General features: G+C 50.3%; 25 protein-coding genes and 1 pseudogene. 9 read left to right on the top strand and 17 right to left on the bottom strand.

Translation table 11 applies throughout. From position 1 onward, the window contains the following. Nucleotides 1-157: 157 nt before the first annotated feature. The 3 genes from ACU8XX_RS10090 to yebG all read right to left on the bottom strand — a co-directional run bounded on the left by ACU8XX_RS10090 (nt 158) and on the right by yebG (nt 1,857). Nucleotides 158-817: a tellurite resistance TerB family protein gene (locus ACU8XX_RS10090; protein WP_000024745.1), complete on the bottom strand. Its 660-nt coding sequence runs from the start codon at nt 815-817 to the stop codon at nt 158-160. A 326-nt stretch (nt 818-1,143) separates the two neighbouring features. After that, a complete protein-coding gene (gene yebF, locus ACU8XX_RS10085) occupies nt 1,144-1,500 on the bottom strand; it encodes a protein YebF (protein ID WP_001295500.1) in 357 nt (118 codons plus the stop codon). Nucleotides 1,501-1,566: 66 nt separating this feature from the next. Then, nucleotides 1,567-1,857, bottom strand: a complete 291-nt coding sequence (yebG, locus tag ACU8XX_RS10080) for a DNA damage-inducible protein YebG (RefSeq protein ID WP_000257738.1) — start codon at nt 1,855-1,857, stop codon at nt 1,567-1,569. Between the two features lie 133 nt (nt 1,858-1,990). Here yebG and purT point away from each other — a divergent pair, with 133 nt between their 5' ends. Beyond that, the gene (gene purT, locus ACU8XX_RS10075) at nt 1,991-3,169 is read left to right on the top strand and encodes a formate-dependent phosphoribosylglycinamide formyltransferase (protein WP_004016280.1); all 1,179 of its coding nucleotides are present in this window, start codon (nt 1,991-1,993) and stop codon (nt 3,167-3,169) included. A gap of 55 nt (nt 3,170-3,224) precedes the next feature. Here purT and kdgA read toward each other — a convergent pair whose 3' ends face one another. The 3 genes from kdgA to zwf form a co-directional block, all read right to left on the bottom strand. Beyond that, a complete protein-coding gene (gene kdgA / locus ACU8XX_RS10070; protein WP_000800512.1) occupies nt 3,225-3,866 on the bottom strand; it encodes a bifunctional 4-hydroxy-2-oxoglutarate aldolase/2-dehydro-3-deoxy-phosphogluconate aldolase in 642 nt (213 codons plus the stop codon). Nucleotides 3,867-3,902: 36 nt separating this feature from the next. Continuing rightward, nucleotides 3,903-5,714 (bottom strand): phosphogluconate dehydratase, encoded by a 1,812-nt coding sequence (gene edd, locus ACU8XX_RS10065; protein WP_112033980.1) that lies wholly within the window; start codon nt 5,712-5,714, stop codon nt 3,903-3,905. A gap of 234 nt (nt 5,715-5,948) precedes the next feature. Further along, nucleotides 5,949-7,424: a glucose-6-phosphate dehydrogenase gene (gene zwf, locus ACU8XX_RS10060; RefSeq protein ID WP_000301720.1), complete on the bottom strand. Its 1,476-nt coding sequence runs from the start codon at nt 7,422-7,424 to the stop codon at nt 5,949-5,951. Between the two features lie 337 nt (nt 7,425-7,761). Here zwf and hexR point away from each other — a divergent pair, with 337 nt between their 5' ends. Further along, nucleotides 7,762-8,631: a DNA-binding transcriptional regulator HexR gene (gene hexR, locus ACU8XX_RS10055; protein WP_001056706.1), complete on the top strand. Its 870-nt coding sequence runs from the start codon at nt 7,762-7,764 to the stop codon at nt 8,629-8,631. A gap of 127 nt (nt 8,632-8,758) precedes the next feature. After that, nucleotides 8,759-10,201 carry a pyruvate kinase gene (gene pyk / locus ACU8XX_RS10050; protein ID WP_000091148.1) on the top strand — a complete coding sequence of 481 codons (1,443 nt, stop codon included), beginning with the start codon at nt 8,759-8,761 and terminating at the stop codon, nt 10,199-10,201. 130 nt (nt 10,202-10,331) lie between these two features. Here pyk and lpxM read toward each other — a convergent pair whose 3' ends face one another. The 3 genes from lpxM to znuA form a co-directional block, all read right to left on the bottom strand. Next, nucleotides 10,332-11,303, bottom strand: coding sequence for a lauroyl-Kdo(2)-lipid IV(A) myristoyltransferase (gene lpxM / locus ACU8XX_RS10045; RefSeq protein ID WP_000448381.1), 972 nt, complete (start codon nt 11,301-11,303; stop codon nt 10,332-10,334). A 119-nt stretch (nt 11,304-11,422) separates the two neighbouring features. After that, complete coding sequence (mepM, locus tag ACU8XX_RS10040) at nt 11,423-12,745, bottom strand: murein DD-endopeptidase MepM (protein ID WP_001184045.1); 1,323 nt, start codon at nt 12,743-12,745, stop codon at nt 11,423-11,425. Between the two features lie 15 nt (nt 12,746-12,760). Next, nucleotides 12,761-13,693: a zinc ABC transporter substrate-binding protein ZnuA gene (znuA, locus tag ACU8XX_RS10035; protein WP_001342995.1), complete on the bottom strand. Its 933-nt coding sequence runs from the start codon at nt 13,691-13,693 to the stop codon at nt 12,761-12,763. Between the two features lie 78 nt (nt 13,694-13,771). Here znuA and znuC point away from each other — a divergent pair, with 78 nt between their 5' ends. Both znuC and znuB read left to right on the top strand, forming a co-directional pair. Then, nucleotides 13,772-14,527: a zinc ABC transporter ATP-binding protein ZnuC gene (znuC, locus tag ACU8XX_RS10030; protein WP_000202996.1), complete on the top strand. Its 756-nt coding sequence runs from the start codon at nt 13,772-13,774 to the stop codon at nt 14,525-14,527. Beyond that, nucleotides 14,524-15,309: a zinc ABC transporter permease subunit ZnuB gene (znuB, locus tag ACU8XX_RS10025; RefSeq protein WP_000571480.1), complete on the top strand. Its 786-nt coding sequence runs from the start codon at nt 14,524-14,526 to the stop codon at nt 15,307-15,309. The genes znuC and znuB overlap by 4 nt, the downstream gene beginning before the upstream one ends. Before the next feature lie 340 nt (nt 15,310-15,649). On the opposite strand, the gene ruvB is transcribed toward znuB, so the two are convergent. The 3 genes from ruvB to yobI form a co-directional block, all read right to left on the bottom strand. After that, the gene (gene ruvB / locus ACU8XX_RS10020) at nt 15,650-16,660 is read right to left on the bottom strand and encodes a Holliday junction branch migration DNA helicase RuvB (RefSeq protein ID WP_000568519.1); all 1,011 of its coding nucleotides are present in this window, start codon (nt 16,658-16,660) and stop codon (nt 15,650-15,652) included. Between the two features lie 8 nt (nt 16,661-16,668). Then, nucleotides 16,669-17,280, bottom strand: a complete 612-nt coding sequence (ruvA, locus tag ACU8XX_RS10015) for a Holliday junction branch migration protein RuvA (protein ID WP_000580323.1) — start codon at nt 17,278-17,280, stop codon at nt 16,669-16,671. A 138-nt stretch (nt 17,281-17,418) separates the two neighbouring features. Then, nucleotides 17,419-17,484 carry a stress response small protein YobI gene (gene yobI / locus ACU8XX_RS10010; protein WP_072094247.1) on the bottom strand — a complete coding sequence of 22 codons (66 nt, stop codon included), beginning with the start codon at nt 17,482-17,484 and terminating at the stop codon, nt 17,419-17,421. A 70-nt stretch (nt 17,485-17,554) separates the two neighbouring features. On the opposite strand from yobI, the gene ACU8XX_RS10005 reads away from it, so the two are divergent. Continuing rightward, nucleotides 17,555-18,157: a YebB family permuted papain-like enzyme gene (locus ACU8XX_RS10005; RefSeq protein ID WP_001024907.1), complete on the top strand. Its 603-nt coding sequence runs from the start codon at nt 17,555-17,557 to the stop codon at nt 18,155-18,157. Nucleotide 18,158: 1 nt separating this feature from the next. Here the strand turns inward: ACU8XX_RS10005 and ruvC are convergent, their stop codons facing one another. The 4 genes from ruvC to aspS all read right to left on the bottom strand — a co-directional run bounded on the left by ruvC (nt 18,159) and on the right by aspS (nt 21,826). After that, on the bottom strand, nt 18,159-18,680 hold the full coding sequence (ruvC, locus tag ACU8XX_RS10000; RefSeq protein WP_001295503.1) for a crossover junction endodeoxyribonuclease RuvC: 522 nt from the start codon (nt 18,678-18,680) through the stop codon (nt 18,159-18,161). A 34-nt stretch (nt 18,681-18,714) separates the two neighbouring features. After that, nucleotides 18,715-19,455: a YebC/PmpR family DNA-binding transcriptional regulator gene (locus ACU8XX_RS09995; protein ID WP_000907248.1), complete on the bottom strand. Its 741-nt coding sequence runs from the start codon at nt 19,453-19,455 to the stop codon at nt 18,715-18,717. Between the two features lie 28 nt (nt 19,456-19,483). Continuing rightward, nucleotides 19,484-19,936, bottom strand: coding sequence for a dihydroneopterin triphosphate diphosphatase (nudB, locus tag ACU8XX_RS09990; RefSeq protein ID WP_001308712.1), 453 nt, complete (start codon nt 19,934-19,936; stop codon nt 19,484-19,486). 117 nt (nt 19,937-20,053) lie between these two features. Next, complete coding sequence (aspS, locus tag ACU8XX_RS09985; protein ID WP_001258678.1) at nt 20,054-21,826, bottom strand: aspartate--tRNA ligase; 1,773 nt, start codon at nt 21,824-21,826, stop codon at nt 20,054-20,056. A gap of 309 nt (nt 21,827-22,135) precedes the next feature. On the opposite strand from aspS, the gene ACU8XX_RS09980 reads away from it, so the two are divergent. The 3 genes and pseudogenes from ACU8XX_RS09980 (at nt 22,136) to ACU8XX_RS09970 (ending at nt 24,770) form a co-directional block, all read left to right on the top strand. Beyond that, a complete protein-coding gene (locus tag ACU8XX_RS09980; protein ID WP_240765484.1) occupies nt 22,136-22,702 on the top strand; it encodes a hydrolase in 567 nt (188 codons plus the stop codon). Then, nucleotides 22,699-23,175, top strand: a pseudogene (locus ACU8XX_RS09975) (DUF72 domain-containing protein); the annotation flags it as partial. The gene ACU8XX_RS09980 and the pseudogene ACU8XX_RS09975, both read left to right, overlap by 4 nt. A gap of 71 nt (nt 23,176-23,246) precedes the next feature. Then, nucleotides 23,247-24,770 (top strand): recombinase family protein, encoded by a 1,524-nt coding sequence (locus tag ACU8XX_RS09970; protein ID WP_063121891.1) that lies wholly within the window; start codon nt 23,247-23,249, stop codon nt 24,768-24,770. A gap of 14 nt (nt 24,771-24,784) precedes the next feature. Here ACU8XX_RS09970 and ACU8XX_RS09965 read toward each other — a convergent pair whose 3' ends face one another. Then, nucleotides 24,785-25,558 carry a phage baseplate protein gene (locus ACU8XX_RS09965; protein WP_063121890.1) on the bottom strand — a complete coding sequence of 258 codons (774 nt, stop codon included), beginning with the start codon at nt 25,556-25,558 and terminating at the stop codon, nt 24,785-24,787. Nucleotides 25,559-25,624 lie beyond the last annotated feature (66 nt).

The following is a 25,624-nucleotide window of genomic DNA, read 5'->3' as shown; positions in this document are numbered from 1 at the left end:
GGGATGCAAGCGAAACAGGGTCGTCATTGCTTAGATGATGACAGGTAATGGCGCGGATATCGAATGTTATGCAGACAGAGAAAATCAGCCTGTTCAAATGGCTGTGCGGTTCTGGATAGCCCGAAATAGTCAACTTCAGGCTATCCAGAGAGCGGAATTATTCCGCCAAAGTGCGTTTTTGCTGTTCGAGATCGCGTTCAATGCCGTCACGAACATCCTGGGGGATTTTCAGCGCGTCACCCAGTGCATTCAGGTAACTGCGTTCCATAAAATGGTCAATATCAATAGCCGCGCAACTCAGGAAATAGATTTCCAGCGCCTCTTCTTCATTGCGGACCCCGGTAGCCAGGCGTTGTGGATCCAGCGGTTGTTCGATTGCCTGCTCAATGAGTACACGTCCCTGCTCTTCCACGCCGGCTTCACGCAATTGCTGGTCGATTGCCGCACGTTCTTTGGCATCAATATGACCATCACTTTTAGCGGCAAAGACCAGCGCAAGGATCAAACGTTCTGTACGCTCATCCAGCGGCGTACTTTGCGCGCCAAACTGCGGTTCGTCCTGATGCGCCGCGCGAATTTTATCTTTGTATTTATTCCACAGCACCGTACCCGCTACCGCTCCGCCGCCAACCAGTAACGCGTTGGTGCCATATTTCGTAAGAAGTTTACGTGCTGATTTATTTGCGACCAGCAGCCCAGCCAGTCCGCCTAATGCGCCTGGCACTAACAGTTTGCCCAATCCCTGATCCGCAGACGAGGAGGTAGAAGAACTGCTTTGCCCAAGCAGGGATTGCAGTTGATTTAACCAGTTAGCCATATTTGCTCCTCAATAACCATTTTTAGTGCCTGTAGCATAGCGGATGAGGATGTCAGAAAATGTATATCGAGACAAAAGATGCGCAAATAAGCGGGGCGGTAGGCCGTTATTCAAAGAAATTCGCGCCAGGTAAGGTATTTACTGTATATCAGGTGATAAGGGTATTTTAGGTGAAAGTAGTTTGTCGTTTTGAGTGGCATTGTTTGATGCTGATTGCCCGATGCGACGCTGTTGCGTCTTCTCAGGCCTACGATTGTGGTGCGTTCTGGGGCGGACAAGGCACTCGCGCCGCATCCGCCAACGGTCAATCGAATTATCAGAAGCCATTAACGCCGCTGATATTCCGCCATTCCCGCTTTGCAGTCCACGCTGACCTGGTAATGAATATCGGCACTTTTACCACGCACGGTTAGCGGTACTGACCATTTATCATCTTTACCCTGAATGTCCTGCAAACTGACCCAAGCCACGGGATCGGCCTGACCGACAATTTTTTGATCATCTGCCCAGCGCGCCACGCGATTTTGTTGATAATCACGTTTTACGCTCGCGGCAATTCCGGCAGCATCCAGACCTTCACACTTTGGGAAAGTGACCGACTTGCTGGTTTCATTATTGGCAGCGAAAACTGATGCGCAGGCAGAAACCAACAACAGCCCTAAAAACGCCCCTCTTTTTTTCATGTTTTTCTCCATAGCACAATGATTCAGGAGAAAGCATGGTACAAATTGTCAGGAGCGCAAGTTGCTTCAGGCCGCGTGTGAGGCATCTTCCTCTTCGGATTCAGCACCGACGACCTGTGGGGACGGTAATTTGCCGGTTTTCAGAATGGTGCTCAGCACATCTTTTTGTTCTGCCAGCCATAGCGAAAGGGCTTCACGTTGCTCGTCTTCCATTTGCACTGGAGAATTTGTCAGCCAGGTGTCAAGCAGATCCGCCGTATCAAGCATTTTATCATAAGCATCGGCTTCCTTTTTGCTGGTAAACGACATTTTCTCTTCGCCCTCACGAATGACTACGTATTTAACTTCAACCGCCATTTGCAGCCTCTCATAATAACTGTGATTTTATACAGTATATTTCTTTTCGGTTGAGAAATCAACATCAGCAATAAAGACACGCGCAAACGTTTTCGTTTATACTGCGCGCGGAATTAATCAGGGGATATTCGTTATGACGTTATTAGGCACTGCGCTGCGTCCGGCAGCAACTCGCGTGATGTTATTAGGCTCCGGTGAACTGGGTAAAGAAGTGGCAATCGAGTGTCAGCGTCTCGGCGTAGAGGTGATTGCCGTCGATCGCTATGCCGACGCACCAGCCATGCATGTCGCGCATCGCTCCCATATCATTAATATGCTTGATGGTGATGCATTACGCCGTGTGGTTGAACTGGAAAAACCACATTATATCGTGCCGGAGATCGAAGCTATTGCCACCGATATGCTGATCCAACTTGAAGAGGAAGGACTGAATGTTGTCCCCTGCGCTCGCGCAACGAAATTAACGATGAATCGCGAGGGTATCCGTCGCCTGGCGGCAGAAGAGCTGCAGCTGCCCACTTCCACTTATCGTTTTGCCGATAGCGAAAGCCTTTTCCGCGAGGCGGTTGCTGACATTGGCTATCCCTGCATTGTAAAACCGGTGATGAGCTCTTCCGGCAAGGGGCAGACGTTTATTCGTTCTGCAGAGCAACTTGCTCAGGCATGGAAGTACGCTCAGCAAGGCGGTCGCGCCGGAGCGGGCCGCGTAATTGTTGAAGGCGTCGTTAAGTTTGACTTCGAAATTACCTTGCTAACCGTCAGCGCGGTGGATGGCGTCCATTTCTGTGCACCGGTAGGTCATCGCCAGGAAGATGGCGACTACCGTGAATCCTGGCAACCACAGCAAATGAGCCCGCTTGCCCTTGAACGTGCGCAGGAGATTGCCCGTAAAGTGGTGCTGGCACTGGGCGGTTATGGTCTGTTTGGTGTCGAGCTGTTTGTCTGTGGTGATGAGGTGATTTTCAGTGAGGTCTCCCCTCGTCCACATGATACCGGGATGGTGACGTTAATTTCTCAAGATCTCTCAGAGTTTGCCCTGCATGTACGTGCCTTCCTCGGACTTCCGGTTGGCGGGATCCGTCAGTATGGTCCTGCAGCTTCTGCCGTTATTCTGCCACAACTGACCAGTCAGAATGTCACGTTTGATAATGTGCAGAATGCCGTAGGCGCAGATTTGCAGATTCGTTTATTTGGTAAGCCGGAAATTGATGGCAACCGTCGTCTGGGTGTTGCGCTGGCGACCGCTGAGAGTGTTGTTGACGCCATTGAGCGCGCGAAGCACGCCGCCGGACAGGTAAAAGTACAGGGTTAAACCCGGCAAAAAAACGCTACAAAAATGCCCGATCCTCGATCGGGCATTTTGACTTTTACAGCTTAGCGCCTTCTACAGCTTCACGCGCCAGCTTAGTAATGCGGTCGTAATCGCCCGCTTCCAGCGCATCTGCCGGAACCAGCCAGGAACCACCGATGCACAGCACGCTTTTCAGCGCCAGGTAGTCACGGTAGTTAGCCGGAGAAATACCACCCGTCGGGCAGAAACGGACCTGGGAGAACGGACCCGCGATCGCCTGCAGGGCTTTCACGCCGCCGTTAGCTTCAGCCGGGAAGAATTTGAACTCTTTCAAACCGTAGTCCATACCCAGCATCAGTTCGGAAACAGTGCTGATCCCCGGAATCAGAGGAATAGTCCCTTCGGTAGCAGCTTTCAGCAGCGGCTCGGTCAGACCCGGGCTAATTGCGAACTGTGCACCCGCTTCAGTGACTTCTGCCAGCTGCTGTGGATTCAGCACCGTACCGGCACCCACAATCGCTTCAGGCACTTCTTTGGCGATAGCACGGATAGCATCAACTGCACACTCGGTACGCAGAGTCACTTCCAGAACGCGCACCCCACCAGCAACCAACGCTTTTGCCATCGGCACTGCGTGTTCCAGTTTTTTTACCACGATAACCGGTACAACCGGGCCGGTGGTCAGGATTGATTCTGCACTTGTTTTCCAGTTTTTCATCAGAGTTTTCTCTCGCCTGATTACAAATTTGTCGTCTTAAAAAGTGATACAGGTTGCGCCCTGTTCGGCACCGGACAGTTTTTCACGCAAGGCGCTGAATAATTCACGTCCTGTCCCCACGCGTGACGCGCTCAGGTCAGGAATGTGCGGTTCGCGAGCAGCCAGTTCCGCTTCGTCTACCAGCAGCGTCAGTTCGCCTGTCTGTCCATTCACACGAATGATGTCCCCGTCGCGCACTTTTGCCAGCAGCCCGCCATCGTAGGCTTCTGGTGTTACGTGGATAGCTGACGGCACTTTACCTGAAGCGCCGGAGAGTCGTCCATCGGTAACTAACGCAATTTTGAAACACCGGTCCAATAATACACCAAGTGGCGGCATGAGTTTATGTAATTCTGGCATTCCGTTCGCTTTTGGCCCCTGATGACGGACAACAACGACACAATCGCGGTCCAGCAAACCCGCTTCAAAGGCCGGCATAACGTCATGCTGGCTTTCAAAAACAACCGCTGGCGCTTCAATCACCTGGTTCTCAACCGGCACGGCAGAGGTTTTCATAACCGCACGGCCCAGGTTACCGCTTAACACTTTTGTCCCACCATGATGAGAGAAAGGTTGTTCGAAGGAAGCGATCACATTGCTGTCGAGTGATTTTTCCGCCCCTTTCCGCCAGTCCAGTTCACCATTATTCAGCCATGGTTCAAGGGTATAACGAGACAGACCAAAGCCTGCCACCGTATTGACATCTTCATGCAGCAGGCCTGCTTTGAGCAGTTCACGCACCAGAACCGGTACGCCACCTGCCGCCTGGAAGTGGTTAATATCGGCCGGACCGTTCGGGTAGAGACGTGCCATCAGCGGTACAACATCAGAAAGGTCAGAGAAGTCATCCCAGTTAATCTGAATACCGGCCGCGCGCGCCATCGCCACCAGGTGCATGGTGTGGTTAGTGGAACCACCGGTCGCCAGCAGTGCAACGATACCGTTCACCACCACTTTCTCATCGATCATCTTACCGATCGGCATCCATTCATTACCATTACCGGTCATGCGTGTAACCTGACGCGCAGCGGCAGCGGTCAAAGCATCGCGCAGCGGAGAATCCGGATGAACAAAAGAAGAGCCTGGCAACTGCATCCCCATAAACTCCACCACCATCTGGTTGGTGTTGGCAGTACCGTAGAAAGTACATGTTCCCGGCGCATGGTAAGACGCGGCCTCTGACTCCAGTAAGGCCATGCGGTCCACTTTACCTTCGGCATAAAGCTGGCGAATACGCACTTTTTCTTTATTTGGCAAACCGCTTGCCATCGGTCCAGACGGCACAAACACCGCAGGCAAATGACCAAACGACAGGGCTGCCATCGTCAGACCTGGGACAATCTTGTCGCATACACCGAGGAACAGAGCACCATCAAACATGTTATGGGACAGCCCCACCGCCGCAGACATCGCAATCACTTCTCGGCTTAACAGCGACAATTCCATTCCATCCTGCCCCTGGGTGACACCATCACACATCGCCGGAACACCACCCGCAACCTGACCAACCGCATTCGCTTCATGCAGGGCTTTACGAATGATTTCTGGATAGTGTTCATAAGGCTGGTGCGCGGAGAGCATGTCGTTATAGGAGGTGATGATGGCGATATTGTTACGCAACATGCTTTTCAAAGAGGCTTTGTCTTCTGGCTGGCAGGCAGCGAAACCGTGTGCCAGGTTACCGCATGCCAACTGCGAACGATGAACGGTCGACGTTTTCGCTTGTTCTATCCGGCCGAGATAAGCAGAGCGAGTCTCGCGAGAACGTTCAATGATTCGATTTGTTACGCGTAACAATTGTGGATTCATAAAGGCTCCTGAAATTGAGTTGTCAGAGCAGGATGATTCACAACGCGTTTCATTCAGAGGATTTATGAGTGAAACGCCTGTAACCGGAGCTCATAGGGCAAAAACGTTTCAGTCAGTGTAATAAAAAAAGCCTCGTGGGTGAATCCGCACGAGGCCTGAAAGTGTAAAAATTGTTCTACAATCTGCGCAAGATCATGTTACCGGTAAAATAGCCATAAAGGATAAGCGCAGATATTACTCAAACTCATTCCAGGAACGACCATCACGGGTAATCATCGCCACCGAGGCAACGGGTCCCCAGGTTCCGGCCTGATACGGTTTCGGCGCATCATTGTCCATCGCCCACGCCTCAGTAATGGAGTCTACCCATTTCCAGGCTTCTTCCACTTCATCACGACGTACAAACAGTGCCTGAATACCACGCATGGTTTCCAGCAGCAGACGTTCATAGGCATCCGCCAGATGCGTCTGATTAAAGGTTTCTGAATAGCTCAGATCCAGCTTGGTGATTTGCAGGTTATGTTTGTGGTCAAGGCCAGGAACTTTATTCAGTACCTGGATATCCACGCCTTCATCAGGTTGCAGACGGATAGTCAGTTTATTCTGCGGCAGATCCTGCCACGACTCTTTAAACAGATTCAGTTCAGGTGTTTTGAAATAGACCACGACTTCAGAACATTTGGTCGGCAGACGTTTACCAGTACGCAGGTAGAATGGCACACCGGCCCAGCGCCAGTTATCAATGTCGACGCGGATCGCCACGAAGGTTTCTGTATTGCTGCTCTTGTTCGCGCCCTCTTCTTCCAGATATCCCGGCACTTTTTTGCCCTGGGCGAAGCCCGCAGTATATTGCCCACGTACGGTTTTTTCGCGTACGTTGGAGCGGTCGATGCGGCGCAGGGACTTCAGTACTTTCACTTTTTCATCGCGGATGCTGTCTGCGCTCAGGTCAGATGGCGGAGACATCGCAATCATGCAGAGAATTTGCAGCAGGTGGTTTTGGATCATATCGCGCATCTGACCGGCTTTATCAAAATAGCCCCAGCGCCCTTCGATCCCCACTTCTTCTGCCACGGTAATCTCAACATGATCAATGGTGCGATTGTCCCAGTTATTCACAAACAGGGAGTTAGCAAAACGCAGCGCCAACAGGTTCAGCACCGTTTCTTTACCAAGATAGTGGTCGATACGGTAAACCTGGCACTCCTCGAAGTATTCGCCAACCTGATCATTGATTTCCTGCGAGGTCGCCAGCGACGTCCCCAGCGGTTTCTCCATGACTACGCGTGCCGGTTTAGCATTCAGTTTTGCCTCGCCAAGCCCTTTGCAAATTGCGCCAAAAGTGCTGGGCGGCATGGCAAAGTAGTTAATGGTGATACGATTTTTTTGATCCAGCATCGCGCCGAGACGGTTGAATGCAGCAGTGTCATTGACATCGAGATTACAAAAATCCAGACGTGCACTCAGGGTGTCCCATAAACCTTCATCAATGGTTTCTTTCATGAAAGTTTCGAGCGCCTCGCGGACAACTTTGGTATACGCCGCTTTATCCCAGTCAGCACGCCCTACGCCGATAATCCGGGTGTCCGGGTTGAGCTGACCGGCTTTTTCCAGTTGATACAGGGAAGGCAGCAATTTACGACGCGCAAGGTCGCCTTTCGCGCCGAAAATGACCAGGTCACAGGCCTGGGCTGTTTGCGTTACCGCCATGTCATTCTCCTTAAGTTAACTAACCCGGTACTTAAGCCAGGGTATACTTGTAATTTTCTTACGGTGCACTGTACTGCTTTTACGAGCTTGCGAAAACTGTAAACGCTTATCCACCCGTGCGATTACGGGAAAAGCGCGCAAAGTGCGGCAAAACTGATAAAAAAATCATCGTTTTCCATTCGGTAAAAATCTGACACTGATCATGTTATGAAAAAAAATAACAACTTTTTTATCTGCTTTTGTCATTAACACGGCACACAGGCGTAATATCTGACAAAACTGCATTTCGATTTCTTTCAGTGCGGAAATCGTCATTACCCGTGAGTCTCTTTACATCATGAATATGCTGGAAAAAATCCAGTCTCAGCTGGAACATTTGAGCAAATCAGAGCGCAAAGTTGCCGAGGTCATTCTGGCTTCGCCCGATAACGCGATCCATTCGAGTATTGCTGCTATGGCACTGGAAGCCAATGTTAGCGAACCGACGGTGAATCGTTTCTGTCGCAGCATGGACACGCGCGGTTTTCCTGATTTTAAACTTCATCTGGCACAGAGTCTGGCGAATGGCACTCCCTATGTTAATCGCAACGTCAATGAAGATGACAGCGTTGAATCATACACAGGGAAAATATTTGAGTCCGCAATGGCAACGCTCGATCATGTCCGTCATTCACTGGATAAATCTGCCATCAACCGCGCCGTCGACTTGCTCACTCAGGCAAAAAAAATCGCCTTTTTCGGATTAGGCTCTTCAGCCGCCGTTGCCCACGATGCGATGAATAAGTTCTTTCGTTTTAATGTTCCGGTGGTGTACTCCGATGATATTGTGCTGCAACGCATGAGTTGTATGAATTGTAGCGACGGAGACGTGGTGGTGCTGATTTCTCACACTGGAAGAACAAAAAATCTGGTCGAGCTGGCGCAGCTGGCTCGCGAAAACGACGCAATGGTGATTGCCCTCACCTCTGCGGGTACCCCGCTCGCCCGGGAAGCAACGCTGGCAATTACCCTCGACGTACCGGAAGATACTGACATTTATATGCCCATGGTTTCTCGACTTGCACAGCTGACCGTGATAGATGTGCTGGCGACAGGATTTACTTTGCGACGCGGTGCAAAATTCAGAGATAACTTGAAGCGGGTCAAGGAAGCGCTGAAGGAATCGCGTTTTGATAAGCAGTTACTTAATTTAAGTGACGATCGCTAAAAACGACTGTCACTGTCCTAATCTTATACGACATCCGAATGAGATTAATTTATCGCCATCGCGGCGTTATTTCATTCGGATTTCATGTTCAAGCAACACCTGGTTGTTTCAGTCAACGGAGTATTACATGTCCAGAAGGCTTCGCAGAACAAAAATCGTTACCACGTTAGGCCCAGCAACAGATCGCGATAATAATCTTGAAAAAGTTATCGCGGCGGGTGCCAACGTTGTACGTATGAACTTTTCTCACGGCTCGCCTGAAGATCACAAAATGCGCGCGGATAAAGTTCGTGAGATTGCCGCAAAACTGGGGCGTCATGTGGCTATTCTGGGTGACCTCCAGGGGCCCAAAATCCGTGTATCCACCTTTAAAGAAGGCAAAGTTTTCCTCAATATTGGGGATAAATTCCTGCTCGACGCCAACCTGGGTAAAGGTGAAGGCGACAAAGAAAAAGTCGGTATCGACTACAAAGGCCTGCCTGCTGACGTCGTGCCTGGTGACATCCTGCTGCTGGACGATGGTCGCGTCCAGTTAAAAGTACTGGAAGTTCAGGGCATGAAAGTGTTCACCGAAGTCACCGTCGGTGGTCCCCTCTCCAACAATAAAGGTATCAACAAACTTGGCGGCGGTTTGTCGGCTGAAGCGCTGACCGAAAAAGACAAAGCAGACATTAAGACTGCGGCGTTGATTGGCGTAGATTACCTGGCTGTCTCCTTCCCACGCTGTGGCGAAGATCTGAACTATGCCCGTCGCCTGGCACGCGATGCAGGATGTGATGCGAAAATTGTTGCCAAGGTTGAACGTGCGGAAGCCGTTTGCAGCCAGGATGCAATGGATGACATCATCCTCGCCTCTGACGTGGTAATGGTTGCACGTGGCGACCTCGGTGTGGAAATTGGCGACCCGGAACTGGTCGGCATTCAGAAAGCGTTGATCCGTCGTGCGCGTCAGCTAAACCGAGCGGTAATCACGGCGACCCAGATGATGGAGTCAATGATTACTAACCCGATGCCGACGCGTGCAGAAGTCATGGACGTAGCAAACGCCGTTCTGGATGGTACTGACGCTGTGATGCTGTCTGCAGAAACTGCCGCTGGGCAGTATCCGTCAGAAACCGTTGCAGCCATGGCGCGCGTTTGCCTGGGTGCGGAAAAAATCCCGAGCATCAACGTTTCTAAACACCGTCTGGACGTTCAGTTCGACAATGTGGAAGAAGCTATTGCCATGTCAGCAATGTACGCAGCTAACCACCTGAAAGGCGTTACGGCGATCATCACCATGACCGAATCGGGTCGTACCGCGCTGATGACCTCCCGTATCAGCTCTGGTCTGCCAATTTTCGCCATGTCGCGCCATGAACGTACGCTGAACCTGACTGCTCTCTATCGTGGCGTTACGCCGGTGCACTTTGATAGCGCTAATGACGGCGTAGCAGCTGCCAGCGAAGCGGTTAATCTGCTGCGCGATAAAGGTTACTTGATGTCTGGTGACCTGGTGATTGTCACCCAGGGCGACGTGATGAGTACCGTGGGTTCTACTAATACCACGCGTATTTTAACGGTAGAGTAAGTACGTTGCCGGATGCGGCGAAAACGCCACATCCGGCCTACAGTTCAATGATAGTTCAACAGATTTCGAATATTCTGAAGCAAACTTGAACTTATCATCAGGCGAAGGCCTCTCCTCGCGAGAGGCTTTTTTATTTGATGGGATAAAGATCTTTGCGCTTATACGGCTGGATTTCGCCCGGTTTGCGAGTTTTCAGCAATTTTAGTATCCAGGTGTATTGTTCTGGTCGCGGACCAACAAAAATCTCGACTTCTTCATTCATCCGCCGCGCAATCGTATGATCATCCGCCTCTAACAGATCATCCATCGGTGGGCGCACCTGAATCGTCAGACGATGCGTCTTGCCATCATAAATCGGAAACAGCGGTACAACGCGCGCACGGCACACTTTCATCAAACGACCAATCGCGGGCAACGTCGCTTTATAGGTGGCAAAGAAATCCACAAATTCGCTGTGCTCTGGGCCATGATCCTGATCGGGTAAATAATATCCCCAGTACCCCTGACGTACCGACTGGATGAATGGTTTAATACCGTCATTTCTCGCATGCAGACGACCGCCAAAGCGACGACGCACCGTGTTCCAGACATAATCAAAAACCGGGTTGCCCTGATTATGGAACATCGCTGCCATTTTCTGCCCTTGCGAGGCCATCAGCATGGCAGGAATATCGACGGCCCAACCGTGCGGCACCAGAAAGATAACTTTCTCGTTATTACGCCGCATCTCTTCGATGATCTCCAGCCCTTGCCAGTCAACGCGCGGCTGAATTTTCTCCGGCCCGCGTATTGCCAACTCAGCCATCATTGCCATCGCTTGCGGCGCGGTGGCAAACATCTCATCAACAATCGCTTCGCGTTCAGCTTCACTACGTTCTGGAAAGCAGAGCGACAGATTGATTAACGCACGACGGCGTGAGCTTTTTCCCAGTCGTCCGGCAAAACGTCCCAGCCGTGCCAGAATGGGATCACGGAACTTTGGCGGCGTTAAAGCGATACCCGCCATCGCTGCTACGCCCAGCCATGCTCCCCAGTAGCGCGGGTGGCGAAAGGATTTATCAAACTCAGGAATGTATTCGCTATTATTTTTTTTCGTTTCCATGCTTTTCCAGTTTCGGATAAGGCAAAAATCAATCTGGTGATAGTGTAGCGGCGCAACTTGCCCCGCACCAAATAAAAAAAGCCGGTACTGACTGCGTACCGGCTGCGAATGGATGTTAATTAATCAAACCGTAGCTGCGGCACAATCTCTTTGGCCTGCGCCAGGAATTCGCGACGATCGGAGCCGGTCAGCCCTTCGGTACGCGGCAGTTTTGCCGTCAGCGGGTTTACGGCCTGCTGGTTTATCCATACTTCATAGTGCAGATGCGGCCCGGTTGAACGTCCGGTATTACCGGAAAGCGCGATACGGTCGCCACGTTTCACCTTCTGTCCCGGTTTCACCAGAATCTTGCGCAAGTGCATATAACGCGTGGTGTAGCTGCGACCATGACGAATAGCCACATAATAACCTGCTGCGCCACTGCGTTTGGCAACCACCACTTCACCGTCACCCACTGAAAGCACTGGCGTACCCTGCGGCATGGCGAAATCAACACCTCTGTGTGGTGCAACGCGACCGGTCACCGGATTAGTACGACGCGGGTTAAAGTTAGACGAGATACGGAACTGTTTCGCCGTCGGGAATCGCAAGAATCCTTTCGCCAGACCAGTACCGTTACGATCGTAGAATTTGCCATCTTCAGCGCGGATAGCGTAATAATCTTTACCTTCTGAACGCAAACGTACGCCCAGCAGCTGGCTTTGCTCACGTTTACCATCAAGCATTTCTCGAGACATTAACACCGCAAATTCATCGCCTTTTTTCAGTTTGCGGAAATCCATTTGCCACTGCATGGCTTTAATCACTGCGCTCACTTCGGCGCTGGTTAAACCGGCGTTTCTGGCGCTGGCAACAAAGCTTCCCCCGACGGTACCTTTCAGCAGATTGTTAACCCACTCTCCTTGCTGCATTTCGCTGGTCATTTTAAAACCGTTAGCGGCAGTACGGTCATAGGTTCGGGTTTCACGACGAGACACTTCCCAGGTGAGGCGCTGCAGTTCGCCGTCCGCGGTTAATGTCCAGGAGAGTTGTTGACCGATTTTCAGGTTACGCAATTCTTTGTCGGCCGCAGCCAGTTGGGTGATATCACCCATATCAATACCATACTGATTGAGAATGCTGCTTAGCGTATCGCCAGTGGAAACAACATATTCATGCACGCCCGCTTCACCGGCGATTTTGTCATCCAGTTCGTCCTGGGGAATGGCTTCATCTTCTTGTGCAGCTTGATCAATCGGCTCACTGGCTTCAGGTAAGAGCGAACGAATTTCGTTCTGTTCCAGCTCAATGGTTTTGACAATTGGCGTGGCATCACGGTGATAAACATAAGGCCGCCAGACAGCGACGGCCAGAGTAAGAACGGTGAGCGACCCCAACATAACGCGGTGTGGTCGCGGTAAATTATTAAACGCCAGGGCGACAGAGCGGGCTATCTGTTGCACGTAATCACTTCCTCATTAATCTCCTTTCAGGCAGCTCGCATACTGGTTGGCTAATTGACTCAGGAATTCTGAATAGCTTGTTTTACCCAGTTTGATATTCGTCCCCAGGGGATCCAACGTTCCCATACGAACGGATGTCCCTCGTGCGACGCTCTCAACGACCGCTGGCCTGAACTGTGGCTCAGCAAAAACGCAGGTTGCTTTTTGCTCAACCAACTGTGTTCTTATTTCATGTAAACGCTGCGCGCCAGGTTGAATCTCAGGGTTAACGGTAAAATGACCAAGCGGTGTCAGTCCAAACTGTTTTTCGAAATAGCCGTAAGCATCGTGAAAAACGAAATAACCTTTCCCCTTGAGCGGCGCGAGCTCGTTACCAACCTGCGTTTCGGTTGAGGCTAATTGTGCCTCAAAATCCTTCAGGTTGGCGTCAAGTTTGGCTCGACTTTGCGGCATAAGTTCCACTAATTTTCCATGGATTGCAACCGCTGTAGCCCGCGCTATCTCTGGGGAAAGCCAAAGATGCATGTTGAAATCGCCGTGATGGTGATCTTCGTCACTTTTTTCCGCGTGGTCGTGATCATCATCATCGCCGTGAATACTTTTCATCAGTAGCGGTTTCACATCTTCAAGCTGCGCAATCGTTACCTGCTTCGCTTCTGGTAATTTGCTTACCGGTTTTTGCATAAACGCTTCCATCTCCGGGCCAACCCAAACGACTAAGTCCGCGTTCTGTAAGCGTTTTACATCCGATGGACGCAGTGAATAATCATGTTCAGAAGCGCCGTCAGGCAGTAAAACCTCCGTTTCTGTTACACCATCAGCAATGGCAGAAGCGATGAACCCAACGGGTTTAAGCGAAGCGACAACGGCGGCATCTGCGGCCTGTGTTGCACCTCCCCAGAGAGCGGCGGATAATGCTGCGAAAAGAAGCGTTTTTTTATGTAACATAATGCGACCAATCATCGTAATGAATATGAGAAGTGTGATATTATAACATTTCATGACTACTGCAAGACTAAAATTAACATGACAAGTCTGGTTTCCCTGGAAAATGTCTCGGTTTCTTTTGGCCAACGCCGCGTCCTCTCTGATGTGTCGCTGGAACTTAAACCTGGAAAAATTTTGACTTTACTTGGGCCAAATGGCGCAGGTAAGTCGACACTGGTACGGGTAGTGCTCGGGCTGGTAACACCCGATGAAGGGGTTATCAAGCGCAACGGAAAACTGCGCATCGGCTATGTACCGCAGAAGCTGTATCTCGACACCACGTTGCCACTGACCGTAAACCGTTTTTTACGCTTACGCCCTGGTACACATAAAGAAGATATTTTGCCTGCACTGAAACGTGTCCAGGCCGGGCACCTGATTAACGCACCGATGCAAAAGCTCTCTGGTGGCGAAACGCAGCGTGTACTATTAGCGCGAGCATTGTTAAATCGCCCGCAATTATTAGTGCTGGATGAACCCACTCAAGGCGTGGATGTAAATGGCCAGGTGGCGTTATATGACCTTATTGACCAACTGCGTCGTGAACTGGATTGTGGCGTTTTAATGGTTTCTCACGATCTGCATCTGGTGATGGCAAAAACCGATGAAGTGCTGTGCCTGAATCACCACATTTGTTGTTCCGGCACACCGGAAGTTGTTTCCCTGCATCCGGAGTTTATTTCAATGTTTGGTCCTCGTGGTGCTGAACAACTGGGTATCTATCGCCATCATCATAACCATCGTCACGATTTACAGGGACGAATTGTTTTGCGTCGGGGAAATGATCGCTCATGATTGAATTATTATTTCCCGGTTGGTTAGCCGGGATCATGCTCGCCTGTGCCGCGGGTCCGCTGGGTTCGTTTGTAGTCTGGCGTCGTATGTCTTATTTCGGTGATACGCTGGCTCATGCCTCATTACTTGGCGTCGCGTTTGGTTTGTTGCTGGACGTGAATCCATTCTATGCGGTGATTGCCGTTACGCTGCTGCTGGCGGGCGGTCTGGTATGGCTGGAGAAGCGTCCACAGCTGGCGATCGACACGTTATTAGGGATTATGGCGCACAGTGCCCTGTCGCTGGGCCTGGTGGTCGTGAGTCTGATGTCTAATATTCGTGTTGATTTGATGGCTTACCTGTTCGGTGATTTGCTGGCAGTGACGCCAGAAGATCTCATCTCTATTGCGATTGGCGTGGTCATCGTGGTGGCTATTTTGTTCTGGCAATGGCGCAATTTGCTGTCAATGACGATAAGCCCGGATCTGGCGTTTGTTGATGGTGTGAAATTACAGCGAGTGAAATTGTTGTTGATGCTGGTGACGGCATTGACGATTGGTGTAGCGATGAAATTTGTCGGTGCGTTGATTATTACTTCGTTGCTGATTATTCCTGCTGCTACTGCGCGTCGCTTTGCCCGCACGCCGGAACAGATGGCTGGTGTCGCTGTTTTGGTGGGGATGGTGGCAGTGACTGGCGGTTTAACCTTTTCCGCGGTTTACGATACGCCGGCGGGTCCGTCGGTGGTGCTATGTGCGGCACTGTTATTTATTCTCAGTATGATGAAAAAGCAGGCCAGCTAATCTATCGCTGAACACATTTGTCGGATGCGGCGCGAGCGCCTTATCCGACCTACGGTTCGCTATCTCTGGCTGGCCTGATAAGACGCGAACAGCGTCGCATCAGGCACACTGCCAATGTCGGATGCGGTGCGAGCGCCTTATCTGACCTACGGTTCGCTATCTCTCGTAGGCCGGATAAGACGCGAATAGCGTCGCATCAGGCACACTGCCAATGTCGGATGCGTCGCGAGCGCCTTATCCGAGCTACGGTTCGCTATCTCTGGTAGGCCGGATAAGACGCGAATAGCGTCGCATCAGGCACACTGCCAATTTCGGATGCGGTGCGAGCGACCAATCCGACTTACGGCATTTCTGGCGGCGTTATGCCAAAGTGATTCCACGCCCGCGTCGTCGCCATACGCCCACGCGGTGTACGCTGCAAAAAGCCTTGCTGAATCAAATAAGGTTCCAGCACATCCTCAATGGTTTCACGTTCTTCGCCAATGGCTGCCGCAAGGTTATCCAGACCTACCGGCCCACCAAAGAACTTATCGATTACCGCCAGCAATAACTTGCGGTCCATATAATCGAAACCTTCAGCATCGACATTCAACATATCCAACGCCTGAGCAGCGATATCTGCCGAGATGGTGCCATCGTGCTTCACTTCGGCGAAATCACGCACTCGACGCAGCAGACGGTTGGCAATGCGCGGCGTACCGCGAGCGCGACGAGCAACTTCCAGCGCCCCGTCATCACTCATCTCAAGCCCCATAAAGCGTGCGCTGCGACTGACGATATATTGCAGATCCGGCACCTGATAAAACTCCAGACGTTGCACAATCCCAAAACGGTCGCGCAACGGTGATGTCAGCGAACCTGCGCGCGTGGTTGCACCAATCAGGGTAAACGGCGGCAAATCAATTTTAATGGAGCGTGCCGCCGGACCTTCACCAATCATGATATCCAGTTGGTAGTCTTCCATTGCCGGGTACAGCACTTCTTCAACAACTGGCGATAGACGGTGGATCTCATCAATAAACAGCACGTCATGCGGTTCAAGGTTAGTGAGCATCGCTGCCAGATCGCCCGCCTTTTCCAGCACCGGACCAGAAGTCGTGCGTAAATTAACGCCCATTTCATTGGCGACAATGTTGGCAAGCGTAGTTTTACCCAACCCCGGAGGACCAAAAATCAACAGATGATCGAGGGCATCGCCGCGCAGTTTCGCTGCTTTGATGAAAATCTCCATCTGTGAACGAACCTGCGGCTGACCAACATACTCTTCCAGTAATTTAGGGCGAATGGCGCGATCTGCCACATCTTCCGGCAAAGTGGTACCGGCAGAAATCAGACGGTCTGCTTCAATCATCCTTTACCTCATAACGCGGCGCGTAGGGCTTCGCGAATTAATGTTTCACTGCTGGCGTCAGGGCGAGCGATTTTGCTCACCATGCGGCTTGCTTCTTGTGGTTTATAGCCCAGCGCCACCAGCGCGGCAACCGCTTCCTGTTCAGCATCGTCGGTTGCCGGGCTGGCAGGTGATGTGAGTACCAGGTCGGCGGCTGGCGTAAAGAGATCGCCATGCAGACCTTTAAATCGGTCTTTCATTTCAACAATCAAGCGTTCGGCGGTTTTTTTGCCAATACCCGGCAGTTTCACCAGCGCCCCCACTTCTTCACGCTCAACGGCATTAACGAACTGCTGCGCTGACATTCCGGAGAGGATCGCCAGCGCCAACTTCGGGCCGACGCCGTTGGTTTTGATCAACTCTTTGAACAACGTGCGCTCTTGTTTATTGTTAAAACCGTACAGCAGCTGCGCGTCTTCACGCACCACAAAGTGGGTGAAAACGATCGCTTCCTGTCCCGCTTCAGGGAGTTCATAAAAACAGGTCATCGGCATATGCACTTCATAGCCTACGCCGCCCACTTCAATTAACACCAGCGGGGGTTGTTTTTCAATGATGATGCCTCTGAGTCTGCCTATCACATGACGCTCCTGCGTAATGAATCAAAGATAATGCTGTATGATAAAAAAATGCTGGATAGATATCCAGCGAAGGATGAAGAAAACTTGCGAGGTGTCTCGATGATCTGAAAAATGGCACAGTATAATTTATTCTATAGGTTATTTTGGAAGCAAATATTTTAATATTACATATTCAGTGAAAAAATGCGTAATAAAAATATACATTGCGCCTCCTGAAAAAATAAATTTTTTATGCTATTACGTATATTCGTATCTATTTCAATGGAATGACAACGTGAATATTAATTACCCTGCTGAATATGAAATTGGAGATATCGCCTTTACATGTATAGGTGCTGCCTTATTTGGTCAAATATCAGCTGCATCAAATTGTTGGAGTAATCACGTCGGGATCATTATCGGTCATAACGGTGAAGACTTCCTGGTTGCAGAAAGCCGGGTCCCCCTTTCAACCATCACCACGCTATCTCGTTTTATTAAACGTTCTTCTAATCAACGCTATGCTATAAAGCGATTAGACGCTGGGCTGACAGAACAACAAAAACAACGAATTGTTGAACAGGTTCCCTCCCGGCTACGCAAACTTTACCACACCGGTTTTAAATACGAATCTTCGCGCCAGTTCTGTTCAAAATTTGTTTTTGATATTTATAAAGAAGCGCTATGTATTCCGGTGGGTGAAATAGAGACGTTTGGAGAATTGTTAAATAGCAATCCGAATGCAAAACTCACTTTCTGGAAATTCTGGTTCCTGGGTTCTATTCCGTGGGAGCGTAAAACCGTCACGCCAGCCAGTTTGTGGCATCATCCGGGTTTGGTGTTGATTCATGCGGAGGGAGTGGAAACGCCTCAGCCGGAACTGACCGAGGCGGTATAACTTAACGCAGTCGCCCTCTCGCCAGGTTCAGCCGCGATTCGCTCATCTGCATCGCATTCTGACTAACGTGGCAGTGGGTGATGGCAATCGCCAGCGCATCGGCGGCATCCGCCTGTGGATTAGCGGGCAGTTTCAGCAAGGTGCGGACCATATGCTGCACCTGGCTTTTTTCGGCACTACCAATACCTACCACCGTTTGCTTTACCTGACGTGCCGCGTATTCAAATACTGGCAACTCCTGATTCACCGCCGCCACAATCGCCACGCCGCGCGCCTGGCCCAGTTTCAGGGCTGAGTCAGCATTCTTTGCCATAAAGACTTGTTCAATGGCGAAATAATCAGGCTGGAACTGGGTGATGATTTCCGTCACGCCCGCATAGATGAGTTTCAGACGAGACGGTAAATCATCCACTTTGGTGCGTATGCATCCGCTACCCAGGTAGGACAGTTGCCTACCTACCTGGCGGATGACGCCGTAGCCGGTCACGCGCGAACCCGGATCAATGCCGAGAATAATAGCCATCACGCGTCTCCGTTTTGCTGTTTAGCAGGCCTCATCAGAGAGTCGCTGCGACCTCATCAGAGATTTCACCGTTATGGTAAACTTCCTGCACGTCGTCGCAATCTTCCAGCATATCGATCAGACGCATCAGTTTCGGTGCGGTTTCTGCATCCATATCAGCTTTGGTAGACGGGATCATGGAAACTTCCGCGCTGTCTGCTTTCAGACCTGCCGCTTCCAGAGCGTCGCGCACTTTACCCATTTCTTCCCATGCAGTGTAGACATCAATCGCGCCGTCATCATAGGTCACAACGTCTTCAGCACCTGCTTCCAGTGCTGCTTCCATGATGGTGTCTTCATCGCCTTTCTCGAAGGAGATGACGCCTTTTTTGCTGAACAGATAGGCTACGGAACCATCAGTACCGAGGTTACCGCCACATTTGCTGAATGCATGACGCACTTCAGCAACGGTACGGTTGCGGTTGTCAGACAGACATTCAATCATGATTGCCGTGCCGCCAGGACCGTAACCTTCGTAGATGATGGTTTCCATGTTCGCATCATCATCACCGCCCACACCACGTGCAATTGCGCGGTTCAGAGTGTCACGGGTCATGTTGTTAGACAGTGCTTTATCCACCGCTGCACGCAGACGCGGGTTAGCGTCCGGATCGCCACCGCCCAGCTTAGCCGCGGTTACCAGCTCACGAATGATTTTAGTGAAGATTTTACCGCGCTTAGCATCCTGCGCAGCTTTACGATGTCTGGTGTTGGCCCATTTACTATGACCTGCCATAAAAATATCTCCAGATAGCCCTGCCTGTTCAGGCAGCGTTAATTACAAACTGTTCAATCGCCTGCCGGTTGCTCCAGGACTTAGTGAGCGCCGCGGCAGCAGGCGCATCAAGCCACTTGTAAGCCAGATGTTCAGTGAAGACTACCTGGCGTTCGTGCGGGAGCGCAAGACAGAACCATGATTCCGTATTACGCGTCACGCCCGGCGCATAGCGATGACGTAAATGTGAAAAAATTTCAAACTCTACCGTGCGCTGACAGTCAATTAAGGTCAGTTGTTCAGCGACAACATCAATGGTGACCTCTTCCTTTACTTCGCGCATGGCAGCTTGCGGCGCGGTTTCACCCTCTTCCACGCTGCCGGTTACCGACTGCCAGAAATCGGGGTCATCACGCCGCTGCAACATCAGCACCCGTTTCGTATCTTGTGCGTAGATGACCACTAAGATCGAAACGGGACGCTTATACACTTTATCCTTCACGCTGCCTCTTCGTTGACTGCCTTCGCTCATCCCATTCACATAGTTATCTATGCTCATGGGAGTTCACTCAGTTGCCGCCTTGATGCAACGCGAATGATTTCGTGTATTTGAGTCATATCAGTTATTCTCAGCCTTCTTCACAACCTGAATGCTCAGCTCAGCCAGTGCAGTCGGGTTAGCAAAGCTCGGTGCTTCAGTCATCAGACACGCTGCCGCCGTGGTTTTCGGGAAGGCGATAACGTCACGGATATTGTCGGTGCCAGTCAGCAGCATGGTCAGACGGTCAAGACCGAATGCCAGACCTGCGTGCGGCGGAGTACCGTATTTCAGGGCGTCGAGCAGGAAGCCGAATTTCTCGCGCTGTTCCTCTTCGTTGATACCCAGAATACCAAACACCGTCTGCTGCATATCACCATTATGGATACGTACTGAACCACCGCCCACTTCGTAACCATTGATGACCATATCGTAAGCGTTCGCCACCGCATTTTCCGGTGCAGCTTTCAGTTCTGCAGCCGTCATATCTTTCGGTGAGGTGAACGGATGGTGCATTGCCGTCAGGCCGCCTTCACCGTCGTCTTCAAACATCGGGAAGTCGATAACCCACAGCGGTGCCCATTTGCTTTCGTCGGTCAGACCAAGGTCTTTACCCACTTTCAGGCGCAGTGCACCCATCGCGTCGGCAACAATTTTCTTGTTGTCGGCACCGAAGAAAATCATATCGCCATCTTGCGCGGCAGTACGATCCAGGATGTCTTCGATGATTTCTGCATTAAGGAACTTCGCTACCGGGCTGTTGATACCTTCCAGACCTTTCGCGCGTTCGTTAACTTTGATGTAAGCCAGACCTTTCGCGCCGTAGATTTTAACGAAGTTACCGTATTCGTCGATCTGCTTACGGGTCAGCGATGCGCCGCCCGGAACGCGCAGAGCCGCTACGCGACCTTTCGGATCGTTCGCCGGACCTGCAAATACAGCAAACTCAACAGATTTCAGCAGATCAGCAACGTCAGTCAGTTCCATCGGGTTACGCAGATCCGGTTTATCAGAACCATAACGGCGTTCTGCTTCCGCAAAGGTCATTACCGGGAAATCGCCCAGATCCACACCCTTCACTTCCAGCCACAGATGACGCACCAGCGCTTCCATCACTTCACGCACTTGCGGCGCGGTCATGAAAGAAGTTTCCACATCGATCTGAGTAAATTCAGGCTGACGGTCAGCACGCAGGTCTTCGTCACGGAAGCATTTAACGATCTGATAGTAACGGTCAAAACCGGACATCATCAGCAGCTGTTTGAACAACTGCGGGGATTGCGGCAGTGCGTAGAATTTACCTTTGTGCACACGAGAAGGCACCAGGTAGTCACGCGCGCCTTCCGGCGTGGCTTTGGTCAGCATCGGAGTTTCGATGTCGAGGAAGCCGTGGTCATCCATAAAACGGCGCACCAGGCTGGTGATTTTAGCGCGGGTTTTCAGGCGCTGAGCCATTTCCGGACGACGCAGGTCGAGGTAGCGGTATTTCAGACGCGCTTCTTCGGTGTTGACGTGGTTAGAGTCAAGCGGCAGAACATCTGCGCGGTTGATGATAGTCAGCGAGGACGCCAGCACTTCGATTTCGCCGGTCGCCATATCGCGGTTAATATTTTTTTCGTCACGCGCACGTACGGTGCCCGTGACCTGAATGCAGAACTCATTACGCAGTTCAGAGGCCAGCTTTAACGCGTCCGCACGATCCGGATCGAAAAATACCTGCACGATACCTTCGCGGTCGCGCATATCGATGAAGATCAGGCTACCAAGATCACGACGACGGTTGACCCAACCACACAGAGTCACCTGCTGCCCCACGTGGGACAAACGGAGCTGTCCACAATATTCTGTACGCATGAGATATCCCTTAACTTAGCTGCCGGCGGATGCCCCCTGCTGCGCAGGTGACCAAGTCGCAGCGTTAGCTGTATGTCACAACTGAATGAAAAAAGGCGGCTATTATACTGGAAATTCTGCCGCACCGTAAGAGCCTGGCCCGCGCTGGAACGCCTCGTTACCACTTTATATCGGGCCTGAAATCAGACTCTACGCCAGTTTGCTATAAAGGTGTTGCCCGAACTCATAAAAATTAACAAAATTTGTCGTTCCGCCATCGGCTAATCGCATTAAGGTGTGAGGCACGATTTTGTTTTTTCAGGAGTCATTATGCTTGAACTTAATGCTAAAACCACTGCGCTGGTGGTGATCGATTTACAAGAAGGCATCTTACCTTTTGCCGGTGGTCCACATACTGCCGATGAGGTAGTTAATCGCGCCGGGAAGCTGGCGGCGAAATTTCGCGCCAGCGGTCAGCCCGTGTTTCTGGTGCGCGTTGGCTGGTCTGCCGATTACGCTGAAGCATTAAAACAGCCGGTCGATGCGCCCTCACCGGCTAAAGTGTTGCCCGAAAATTGGTGGCAACATCCTGCTGCATTAGGTGCAACCGACAGCGATATCGAAATCATCAAACGTCAATGGGGTGCGTTTTACGGTACGGATCTGGAGTTGCAATTACGCCGCCGAGGTATCGATACAATAGTGTTATGTGGGATCTCGACCAATATCGGTGTTAAATCCACCGCCCGCAATGCCTGGGAACTTGGCTTTAATCTGGTGATTGCCGAAGACGCCTGTAGTGCCGCCAGCGCCGAGCAGCACAATAACAGTATCAACCATATCTACCCGCGCATCGCCCGTGTGCGTAGCGTGGAAGAGATCCTCAACGCGTTATGATTTACATCGGTCTACCGCAATGGTCGCATCCTAAATGGGTGCGGTTGGGGATCACCAGCCTTGAAGAGTATGCCCGCCACTTTAACTGCGTGGAGGGCAACACCACGCTTTACGCCCTGCCGAAACCCGAGGTTGTCCTGCGCTGGCGTGAGCAGACCACAGATGACTTCCGCTTCTGTTTTAAGTTTCCGGCGACCATTTCGCATCAGGCAGCATTACGGCATTGCGATGATTTAGTGACTGAATTTTTGACCCGCATGTCACCGTTGGCTCCGCGCATTGGGCAATACTGGCTGCAACTGCCTGCCACATTCGGCCCACGGGAGCTGCCTGCGCTTTGGCATTTTCTCGATTCTCTTCCTGGCGAATTTAATTATGGCGTGGAAGTCCGCCATCCACAGTTTTTCGCCAAAGGAGAAGAGGAACAAACGCTTAATCGCGGTTTACATCAGCGCGGCGTTAATCGGGTGATTTTCATCAGACACGTTTAAATACACCACCTAAAGCGATACAATCGCGCTATTAGTTTTTATGGTGGTAAAGAATGAAACGTGTAATCAGCTACATCAGATTCAGTTCTGAGCGACAAGCCAAAGGCGACTCACTACGCAGACAGTCTAAGATGGTTAATGACTGGCTTAAGGCTCATCCTGAGTACTACCTTGACCAAGATTTATCTTTTCGTGATTTAGGTGTGAGTGGATTCACTGGTAAGCACTTGAAAGGTGGCTTAGGTGACTTTTTAACCGCTATCGAGAAAGGGCTTGTTAAAGCTGGTGATACGCTCTTGATAGAATCTCTTGACCGTCTCTCACGTCAGGATATTGATATTGCTTCTGAGCTATTACGTCGTATCTTAAGGGCTGGTGTCGATATAGTCACACTGAGCGATGGTGAACATTACACACGAGAAAGTTTAAAAGACCCGTTAGCTCTGATTAAGTCCATCTTGATTATGCAAAGAGCACATGAAGAGAGTCTGCGTAAGGCTGAGCGTATACAAGCTGCATGGGATGCAAAGAAAGAAGCTGCTAAAGCTGGTATCAAGATTTCTAAGCGTTGTCCTGCATGGCTTAAGCTTAATGATGACCGTAAGACCTTCTCTGTGATACCTGAGAAGGTAGAAACTGTGAGGAGATGCTTTCAATTACGGTTAGAGGGTAAGTCTATTTGGGAGATTGTCAGGACTCTTAATGATGAAGGTCACCAGACACTTAACCAGTACAAAGCAGGTAAGTTTGGTCAAACCTCAGTGCAAGACCTTCTGAAAAATCGCTCTGTAATTGGTTACTTCACACCTAAAGGCTGTGAGGAGATAGCTGGTTATTTCCCCCCTATCATCCCTGAGACTGATTTCTACAAAGTCCAGCAACTATCATATTCTCGTTACGGTAGAAAACCTGCTTCAGATAAACCATTGAGTGTGAATCTCTTTAAAGGTGTTATCCGTTGTTCTGAATGTGGTCATGCTTTGATTATCACAGGCTTTAGCGATACAAGAAACGGGATTTATCGTTGTCCTCTTCGTAATGAAAACCGTTGTAGTGCTAAAGGACTTTCACGTAAGCAAACCGATGGTACATTGCTTGCCCTGCTATCCCGTATAGACCGATTTGATAGCGATATGACGAATACCATAGACACACTGAAGCTACACCGTGAACACATCTCAAGCAATATTGAAAAGCTGGTACAGCTATCACTTGAAATTGAAGACTTGTCCGCTATTACCAGCAAACTAAAACAGTTAAAAGGTGAGCTATCACAGGTTAATGCGGATATCGAGAAGGAGACACAACGCCTTAAATCTATTGATGTTGGTTGTTTGTCTGATTGTGACTTGACTACAAAGGCGGGAAGGATTGAAGCACAACTGATAATCAAAAGTGCTGTTAAAGAGGTCATTTTAAATACTGCTAAACGTCGCTGTAAAGTGACTTTTCACAACGGTAAGGTAATTGACTTACCTATAACAGAAGACCCCTCAGAGAATGTTACAGAGGCTATACAGTCGCTTTCTGAAGTCACTGAGAGGGGTTTAATAGATGTTGATGAGGTTATCATATAGTTGAGCTTCTATCGTCAGTAGCGCTTGTTAGGATTAACAGACAGCCTCTTCAAAACATTACCTGCACCAGCATTATTAAGCACTTTCGAAGCTTGCCCATTAGCGGCATCTGAGAAGGTGCTTTTTCCATTCTCAACTCTGACACTTTTACTACAATTGATACGGGCTTGAAGTTGCTCATTAGAAAGTTCACTCGCAGAGCGATTATATAGCTCCTGACACATCAACATACCATTACCTAAACTTGTCGTAGTGTTCCCAGTGTTCTTTTTACTGGTAGCACCACCATCATTCGTGGTAGCGGTCTTGCCAGTAGCAGATGAAATATCAGTTTGCCCTACGATTGAACGAAATTCTACACCTTGGAAGGTCATCTGAATACGAAGACCATTAGCAATGGTATGCTCTTTACTCGCTTTAAACTGAGTAATGATACTATCAGTGATAGATATTCCATCTTTACAAACAATAGTGATGATTTGCTTCTGGTCTCGCCATTGTTCAACCGTAGAAATAAAGGTCTCTACAAGTTGCCCCTGTCTGGTTAATAGAACTGAACCCGTCGAATCAACCACTACAACACCGCTAATAGAGATGGTCTTAGGTGCTCTCTGAACATTATCAGTGATAGTTTGCCCCGATTGCATAGCCTGAGTTGTCACCATCATCGGTGAGTCATAGTCCATCTGTTCAGTAGCTGTTAAGGCAAGAAAAGATTCTACATTATCTCTAAGGTGAAAATAGATACCATCTTTACCTGAGTATCTAATTTGCTTTGTGTCAAACATTGTTGTTATTCCTATTCTGTTAAGCGTGAGCTACGTGAAATCTAATTTTTGATGTTGGTATCTGTT

The sequence above is a fragment of the Escherichia sp. MAL-1 genome (genome assembly GCF_052948035.1).
This window is presented reverse-complemented; position numbering and strand designations above follow the sequence as displayed.

Coding starts and splice junctions, on each gene's coding strand:
- ACU8XX_RS10090 (WP_000024745.1), bottom strand. CDS start 817: ATGGCTAACTGGTTAAATCAACTGCAATCCCTGCTTGGGCAAAGCAGT.
- yebF (WP_001295500.1), bottom strand. CDS start 1,500: ATGAAAAAAAGAGGGGCGTTTTTAGGGCTGTTGTTGGTTTCTGCCTGC.
- yebG (WP_000257738.1), bottom strand. CDS start 1,857: ATGGCGGTTGAAGTTAAATACGTAGTCATTCGTGAGGGCGAAGAGAAA.
- purT (WP_004016280.1), top strand. CDS start 1,991: ATGACGTTATTAGGCACTGCGCTGCGTCCGGCAGCAACTCGCGTGATG.
- kdgA (WP_000800512.1), bottom strand. CDS start 3,866: ATGAAAAACTGGAAAACAAGTGCAGAATCAATCCTGACCACCGGCCCG.
- edd (WP_112033980.1), bottom strand. CDS start 5,714: ATGAATCCACAATTGTTACGCGTAACAAATCGAATCATTGAACGTTCT.
- zwf (WP_000301720.1), bottom strand. CDS start 7,424: ATGGCGGTAACGCAAACAGCCCAGGCCTGTGACCTGGTCATTTTCGGC.
- hexR (WP_001056706.1), top strand. CDS start 7,762: ATGAATATGCTGGAAAAAATCCAGTCTCAGCTGGAACATTTGAGCAAA.
- pyk (WP_000091148.1), top strand. CDS start 8,759: ATGTCCAGAAGGCTTCGCAGAACAAAAATCGTTACCACGTTAGGCCCA.
- lpxM (WP_000448381.1), bottom strand. CDS start 11,303: ATGGAAACGAAAAAAAATAATAGCGAATACATTCCTGAGTTTGATAAA.
- znuA (WP_001342995.1), bottom strand. CDS start 13,693: ATGTTACATAAAAAAACGCTTCTTTTCGCAGCATTATCCGCCGCTCTC.
- znuC (WP_000202996.1), top strand. CDS start 13,772: ATGACAAGTCTGGTTTCCCTGGAAAATGTCTCGGTTTCTTTTGGCCAA.
- znuB (WP_000571480.1), top strand. CDS start 14,524: ATGATTGAATTATTATTTCCCGGTTGGTTAGCCGGGATCATGCTCGCC.
- ruvB (WP_000568519.1), bottom strand. CDS start 16,660: ATGATTGAAGCAGACCGTCTGATTTCTGCCGGTACCACTTTGCCGGAA.
- ruvC (WP_001295503.1), bottom strand. CDS start 18,680: ATGGCTATTATTCTCGGCATTGATCCGGGTTCGCGCGTGACCGGCTAC.
- ACU8XX_RS09995 (WP_000907248.1), bottom strand. CDS start 19,455: ATGGCAGGTCATAGTAAATGGGCCAACACCAGACATCGTAAAGCTGCG.
- aspS (WP_001258678.1), bottom strand. CDS start 21,826: ATGCGTACAGAATATTGTGGACAGCTCCGTTTGTCCCACGTGGGGCAG.
- ACU8XX_RS09980 (WP_240765484.1), top strand. CDS start 22,136: ATGCTTGAACTTAATGCTAAAACCACTGCGCTGGTGGTGATCGATTTA.
- ACU8XX_RS09970 (WP_063121891.1), top strand. CDS start 23,247: ATGAAACGTGTAATCAGCTACATCAGATTCAGTTCTGAGCGACAAGCC.
- ACU8XX_RS09965 (WP_063121890.1), bottom strand. CDS start 25,558: ATGTTTGACACAAAGCAAATTAGATACTCAGGTAAAGATGGTATCTAT.